Source organism: Agrobacterium sp. DKPNP3 (assembly GCF_052686535.1).
The window spans coordinates 1-5,261 of the sequence record NZ_JBQYSN010000162.1; the positions used below are offsets into that span (position 1 = coordinate 1).

At 55.7% G+C, this 5,261-nt stretch carries 8 protein-coding genes; all 8 read right to left on the reverse strand.

Going from position 1 to position 5,261, the window contains the following annotated elements; all coding sequences use genetic code 11:
• Window positions 1-20: 20 nt before the first annotated feature.
• Complete coding sequence (locus ACUTJJ_RS24600; protein ID WP_445543730.1) at window positions 21-341, reverse strand: hypothetical protein; 321 nt, start codon at window positions 339-341, stop codon at window positions 21-23.
• A 10-nt stretch (window positions 342-351) separates the two neighbouring features.
• Entirely contained in the window at window positions 352-798 is a 447-nt protein-coding gene (locus ACUTJJ_RS24605) for a hypothetical protein (protein ID WP_445543731.1), read from the reverse strand.
• Window positions 798-1,985: a hypothetical protein gene (locus ACUTJJ_RS24610; protein WP_445543732.1), complete on the reverse strand. Its 1,188-nt coding sequence runs from the start codon at window positions 1,983-1,985 to the stop codon at window positions 798-800. The genes ACUTJJ_RS24605 and ACUTJJ_RS24610 overlap by 1 nt, the downstream gene beginning before the upstream one ends.
• Window positions 1,966-2,373, reverse strand: a complete 408-nt coding sequence (locus tag ACUTJJ_RS24615) for a PAAR domain-containing protein (RefSeq protein WP_445543733.1) — start codon at window positions 2,371-2,373, stop codon at window positions 1,966-1,968. The genes ACUTJJ_RS24610 and ACUTJJ_RS24615 overlap by 20 nt, the downstream gene beginning before the upstream one ends.
• Window positions 2,374-2,435: 62 nt before the next feature.
• Window positions 2,436-2,762: a hypothetical protein gene (locus ACUTJJ_RS24620; RefSeq protein WP_445543734.1), complete on the reverse strand. Its 327-nt coding sequence runs from the start codon at window positions 2,760-2,762 to the stop codon at window positions 2,436-2,438.
• On the reverse strand, window positions 2,759-3,190 hold the full coding sequence (locus ACUTJJ_RS24625; RefSeq protein WP_445543735.1) for a hypothetical protein: 432 nt from the start codon (window positions 3,188-3,190) through the stop codon (window positions 2,759-2,761). The genes ACUTJJ_RS24620 and ACUTJJ_RS24625 overlap by 4 nt, the downstream gene beginning before the upstream one ends.
• A 99-nt stretch (window positions 3,191-3,289) precedes the next feature.
• A protein-coding gene (locus ACUTJJ_RS24630) for an IS3 family transposase (RefSeq protein ID WP_445543736.1) occupies window positions 3,290-4,641 on the reverse strand; the annotation gives its coding sequence in 2 pieces (ribosomal slippage) (window positions 3,290-4,305 and window positions 4,305-4,641; 1,353 coding nt in all).
• A gap of 325 nt (window positions 4,642-4,966) precedes the next feature.
• The coding region (locus ACUTJJ_RS24635; RefSeq protein ID WP_445543737.1) for a GNAT family N-acetyltransferase at window positions 4,967-5,261 on the reverse strand (295 nt) is incomplete at its 5' end.

A 5,261-nucleotide genomic window follows, 5' to 3' on the forward strand; every position in this document is an offset into this window, starting at 1 on the left:
GATGCAAAGCGCCTTAGCCATCATGCCATATGAGTTTTGTTGAGCTCGGCTAATCGACCAAATGTTTTGTCCGTGCGTGCGAGGAATATCTCATAAGGGTGATCACGCATCTCTTTGGCTAGCTCCTCGGACTTTACATTCGCGATTTCTGTCTTTTCCTCGTTCTCATATTTGTAAAACTCCACAAGATTCAGATGCGACAAAGAAACGACGTGCTGAAAGACAGCGTCTCCCTCGATACGGAACTTTTTCGAAATGTTCTCGACAACGCTGAGAACCGCATCCTCATCCAGGGCATCAAGAAGGATTTCCCGTTCAATATCAGTTGGATTCAATGTCATCGTGTTTGCCTTATTGTCCAAGTGGAGCGCGATTGCCGGATGGTTGTATCTTCACATAAGGTCCTTGGTGAAGAGCATCGCCACCCCCGCCTTTCAGGCCTTCTGGATAGCCTCTGTTCAAGGAAACTGCGCCTCCTTTACCGTCATAGTATCGCACCCCGTCTCCTTTGCTAAGGGGCGCTTTTGTCCATCCCGCCTCGTCGCGCAACTCTTTGTCTAAAATCTTCTCAGCATCCTCGAACTTCTTGCCCTTAAGGCGATCACCGTATGGCGTTGTGTCTCGCGCCTCAGGTTTCTTTGACTTCTTGCAGTCCCTGACGCACTCATCCCGCTTTTTGGCGTCATTGCCCTTGTCGTTTGCCTTCTGCTTTCCAGCCTTCGGATTGGCCAGTGGTTTTGGTGATCGTTTCGGGCTTTTAGACAGGAGCTTCAAGAGCAGTTTCAGCAGAGCACCCATTACCGTGCCGCTCCTTGCCAAAAGCGATTCCAACGGTCACCCGCTGCTTCGTCTAAAGCGTCGAGGACATCATCGATAGCGTCGTCAGGGTGCTTGGAATTCTTCTGAAAGTAGGCCTTGGCAATCCCATCACTATCAGCTTTTCCATCTGTGATCGACATCAGATAGGCCCATTTCATGTGGGCGCGCTCGGATTGAAGCCCGATTGTATCGCCGGATGCTTCGTAGATCAGAACCCGCTGACGAAGTTCGGCATCTGACAGTTCCCCGGCATTGGGATCGACCTCACGCAGGTAGCTCATCACTTTACGCCGTGATGCCTCCATTCGCTGCGCCTTGATCGCCCTTATGGTCTCAGGCTCCCAGCGTAGCGGGCCGGAAGGTGGCGCTGGAAGGTCATTGGGCTTGCGGGCGCGTTTGATGCCGCCAGACCAGTCGGGATCGGGCGCGAACAGGAGTTGGTGGCAAGGGCCGAACAGACGGGCTGCCTGCACCTCGTTGAGCGCCGGGAACACCTGCGCCATGACATTGGCGTCGGCATGGCGGAAGACCACCAGCTCATAGGCGTCATTCTCCTTTGCAACGAGGATTTCCTCCGCGTCGGCAGCGGCCTCCAGCAGTTCGTCTGTCACCTCATCATCGATACTGTCATTGGGAACCAGAATCTTGTTGAGCCGGCGCAGATGACTGAAGAGGACGTCCTCAGTCAGAGAGGCGTCCCCGATCCAAAACACGAGACCTGGCTTACCATCGGCAATTCGCAAGATGGCTTCCAGCCGGGCTATGGTGCCGGAGACGTTCTCCACGTCATCGACGGACAGCATACCGCCGCCAGTCTCGTCGCCCGCGTCTAGGGCGGCCTGCATTCTGTCAGCATAGATTTCGGAATCGCTTTTGCCCGAAGCGCGCTCCTCCTCACTAATTGCGGTCCATGCGGGGGGCTGAGGATCAACGGCGGTATTGTGCTGGTAAGGGTTGATCAGCCATGGACCGCCAATCACGACCGCTTGGTTCCCCCTATGAAGGTAGAGTGCGCGACTGGCCAGACCCGCATCGCGCAGATTGGCGTTAACATTCTGGAAAAAGGCACCATCCATGACTGCAAAGATGCGTAAATCGGGATCACACGCCAGTTTAGACAGATGATCGAGATAAATCCTGTCGCGGTCAGAATGTGAGTCGTCCATTGCTTATTCCTCCGCCATGCGAGGTCAGCCCCTCATAGACGGAGATGCCTGCCTGGACTGTGCTGTCTGGCAGGCGGTACCACCCGATCCCCCCGTCACCGATGGAGACATTCGACGAACCTGTCTGTGCCGTGCCCCCACAGTCGATGGCATCGCCGATACGTCCTGCGGGACGTCCATTGATGGACACGCTTGCAGAGCCCTCCGCCAGCGCTCGACCATGGCCTCCTCCGTGTTTCGGGCAGGTATGGGCAGCATAGCTGTCGCCGACGCGCATGGCGGGTTTGCCATTAATAAAAACAGTCGGACTCCCGCCAGTCGCGTTGGACGGCGGAAAATGGCAGCCATGGCCGGAGCCGATATCGTTCTGGCGATGGGCAGGCGGCAATTTGTTCTCCTTTCCGAAAGTCGTAAAAATAGCGACGTCAAAAAATATTTCTGGTGCGAGGGCTATTTTCTGAGTTCCATGCAACTTTCGAATTTCAGCTTGAATTGAATTTCGGCGTTTCTAATGGCGTCAGATAGTTGGCTGCATTGCGCGGTCACAACCATGTTAAGGCCCTCACCGCCGTCACCGAGCCCTATATCTCCCACTGAGAAGCCTTGAGCTTTAAATGTGCGGTACAGACCAGCCGAAACTTGATCATCGAACAGGAATGGGCCTGCGGCAACCTGGGAAAACACGATGTAGCTTTCCCTTTTCTCTTCCGATGCGGCGCATGAGGTAATGCAAGCGCCTATAAGGAGCACACTCGTCGAAAACAGTGCCTTCATCACCTGAACATGTCCTTTATCTTTTCCCAAAGCGAAGGATCATAGCCAACTAGGTCCATCACGCCAAAACCATTCGGGTAATTGCGATAAACGGAAAGGCTGGAGGATTGGATATAGATTTGAAGCATATGAGACGGGTCGCCCGTATTGGAGGCGAGGCCACTAAGATCGGAATTTCTCATATCCTGTGCCGCACCCGCGTACAGTTTCTGGCGAACGGCAGGCGAGGAGCTGGTGCTTTGTTTGATGCGCGTACCTGTTGTCTTGGCCGCCCCCGACGCGGACATGGTGCCTTCGTAGGAGATTGATTTAATATGGATGCTCCAAGCAATCTGGTCGCTCGCCTCTTTGCTCTCGAAAACCTGCGGGCGCAAATCGTTTGGTTGCAGACGAATGGCATAATCGCCATTATTGTCTTTCCCAAAGACCACCGGAACAGGGGGCCGTGTTAGTATCTGTCCGTCGTCGAATGATTTGAGACTTTTTGGGCTCTGGAAGATTGGCGTTTCCGGCTCGGTTTTCGGGTTGATTTAAGCCGCTTTGGCCTGATGGTTCAAGCGGCGCTGTTTGATGGTGTCTCGTTTGATCCTTTCGCGTTCGATGAGGATGGTCTGGCCGCGTGCGAAGTAGACGTCGGCTGGGGTGAGATTGTCGAGGCTCTCGTGGTATCTGCGATGGTTGTAGTGCTCGACGAAGGCTGCGATCTGGGCTTCCAGGTCCTCTTGGAAGTAGTAGTTTTCCAAGAGGATGCGGTTCTTCAGCGTCTGATGCCAACGCTCGATCTTGCCCTGCGTTTGCGGATGACCGGGAGCGCCGTGAACCTGATCGATCTTGTATGTCTCCAGCCATTTTCCGAGATCGGAAGCGACGTAACACGGTCCGTTGTCGGACAGCAGGCGCGGCCGGTGTTCGACCTTGACCTTGTCGCAGCCTGAGGCTGCCAGCGCCAGGTCGAGCGTGTCGGTGACGTCGTCCACCTTCATGCTGGTGCACAGCTTCCAGGCGATGATGTAACGCGAGAAGTCGTCGAGAATGGTCGACAGATAAAACCATCCCCAGCCGATGACCTTCAGGTAGGTGAAGTCGGTTTGCCACATCTCGTTCGGCCGCGTGGTTTTGTCCTTGAATGCGTCATTGGCCTTGATGACGATATAGGCTGGTGAGGTGATCAGGTCATGAGCCTTGAGCAGGCGATAGACTGAAGCCTCTGACACAAAATAGCTTTCCGTGTCGGTGAACCTTACTGCCAGCTCGCGCGGCGACAGATCGGCATGGTCGAGCGCCATGGTAACAATGCGATCCCGGATATCGTCTGGAATGCGGTTCCACACCCGTGACGGCGCGGACGTCCGGTCTTCCAACCCTTCGATGCCGTGGGTCAGGAAACGATCATACCAGCGATAGAAGGTGGGCCTTGGAATGCCGAGCTTGTCGAGTGTCTGCCTGGCCGACAGGTGCGACTGCTCGACCAACCGGATGATCTCAAGCTTCTCGGTGGCGGGATATCTCATTCTTCGTCGCCCCCATCCGCGATCATGCTTTTTTTGAGCAGGCGGTTTTCCAGGGTGAGGTCGGCCAGAGCCTCTTTCAGGTCGCGGCTTTCACGGCGCAGCGCTTTCACCTCATCGCTGGTCGCCGAGCGGGCGGTGTCACCAGCAAGCCGCTTCTTGCCTGCTTCGAGGAATTCCTTCGACCAGCTATAATACAGGCTTTCGGCGATCCCCTCACGGCGGCAGATCGCGGCGATGCTATCTTCGCCGCGCAGCCCTTCCAGCACGATGCGGATTTTCTCCTCGGCTGAATGGTGCTTGCGCGTGGCGCGGCGGATATCCTTGATCGTCTTCTCGGCCGTTGATGTCTGCGGCCCGGTTTTCTGTCTCATCTTCGCTTCCTTTGATAGAGCTACGATGAGCCGAAAATCCTCTCTTCTCAATTAGGCCACTTCTGTCTCATGGGCGCTGATGTCGGACAATGGAAATATCACGCCACGCCGGGTCAGTTCTCAGTGGCAATCAACATTTTGGCCATTTCAAGCTGACTCCCCGGTCAAAATCAACTGAAAAATGCCCCCAGACTCAAGTATTTTCCCGGTCATTTTGCGTGACTCCGCACATTTGTCGACCGTCGCAGGGCCTCGCAATCGCGCAAAGCGGAAACAATAAACCCCGGCTTTGGGCCGGGGTTTGACATCAGACGGGAAATTCGTCTCAGGCAGAGAGCCGGCGGCCGGCCGCGACGAGCATTCCCGCCGCGCCTTCCAGCCAACCGGATTTCAACTCCAGCGCCAGGAAACGGCCGCGTTCAAACGGGCCGGGCATCATCAGGTGCTGCGTTTTGTCGGCAAAAAAACCGAAACGCTCGTAATAGGGGGCGTCACCAACCAGAAGGATGGCGCCGTGGCCGCGCCTGGTGGCCTCGCCAATGGCGGCACGCATCAGCGCCGAGCCGATGCCCTTGCCTTCATGGGCGGCATCGACGGCAAGCGGGCCGAGCAGCAGGGCT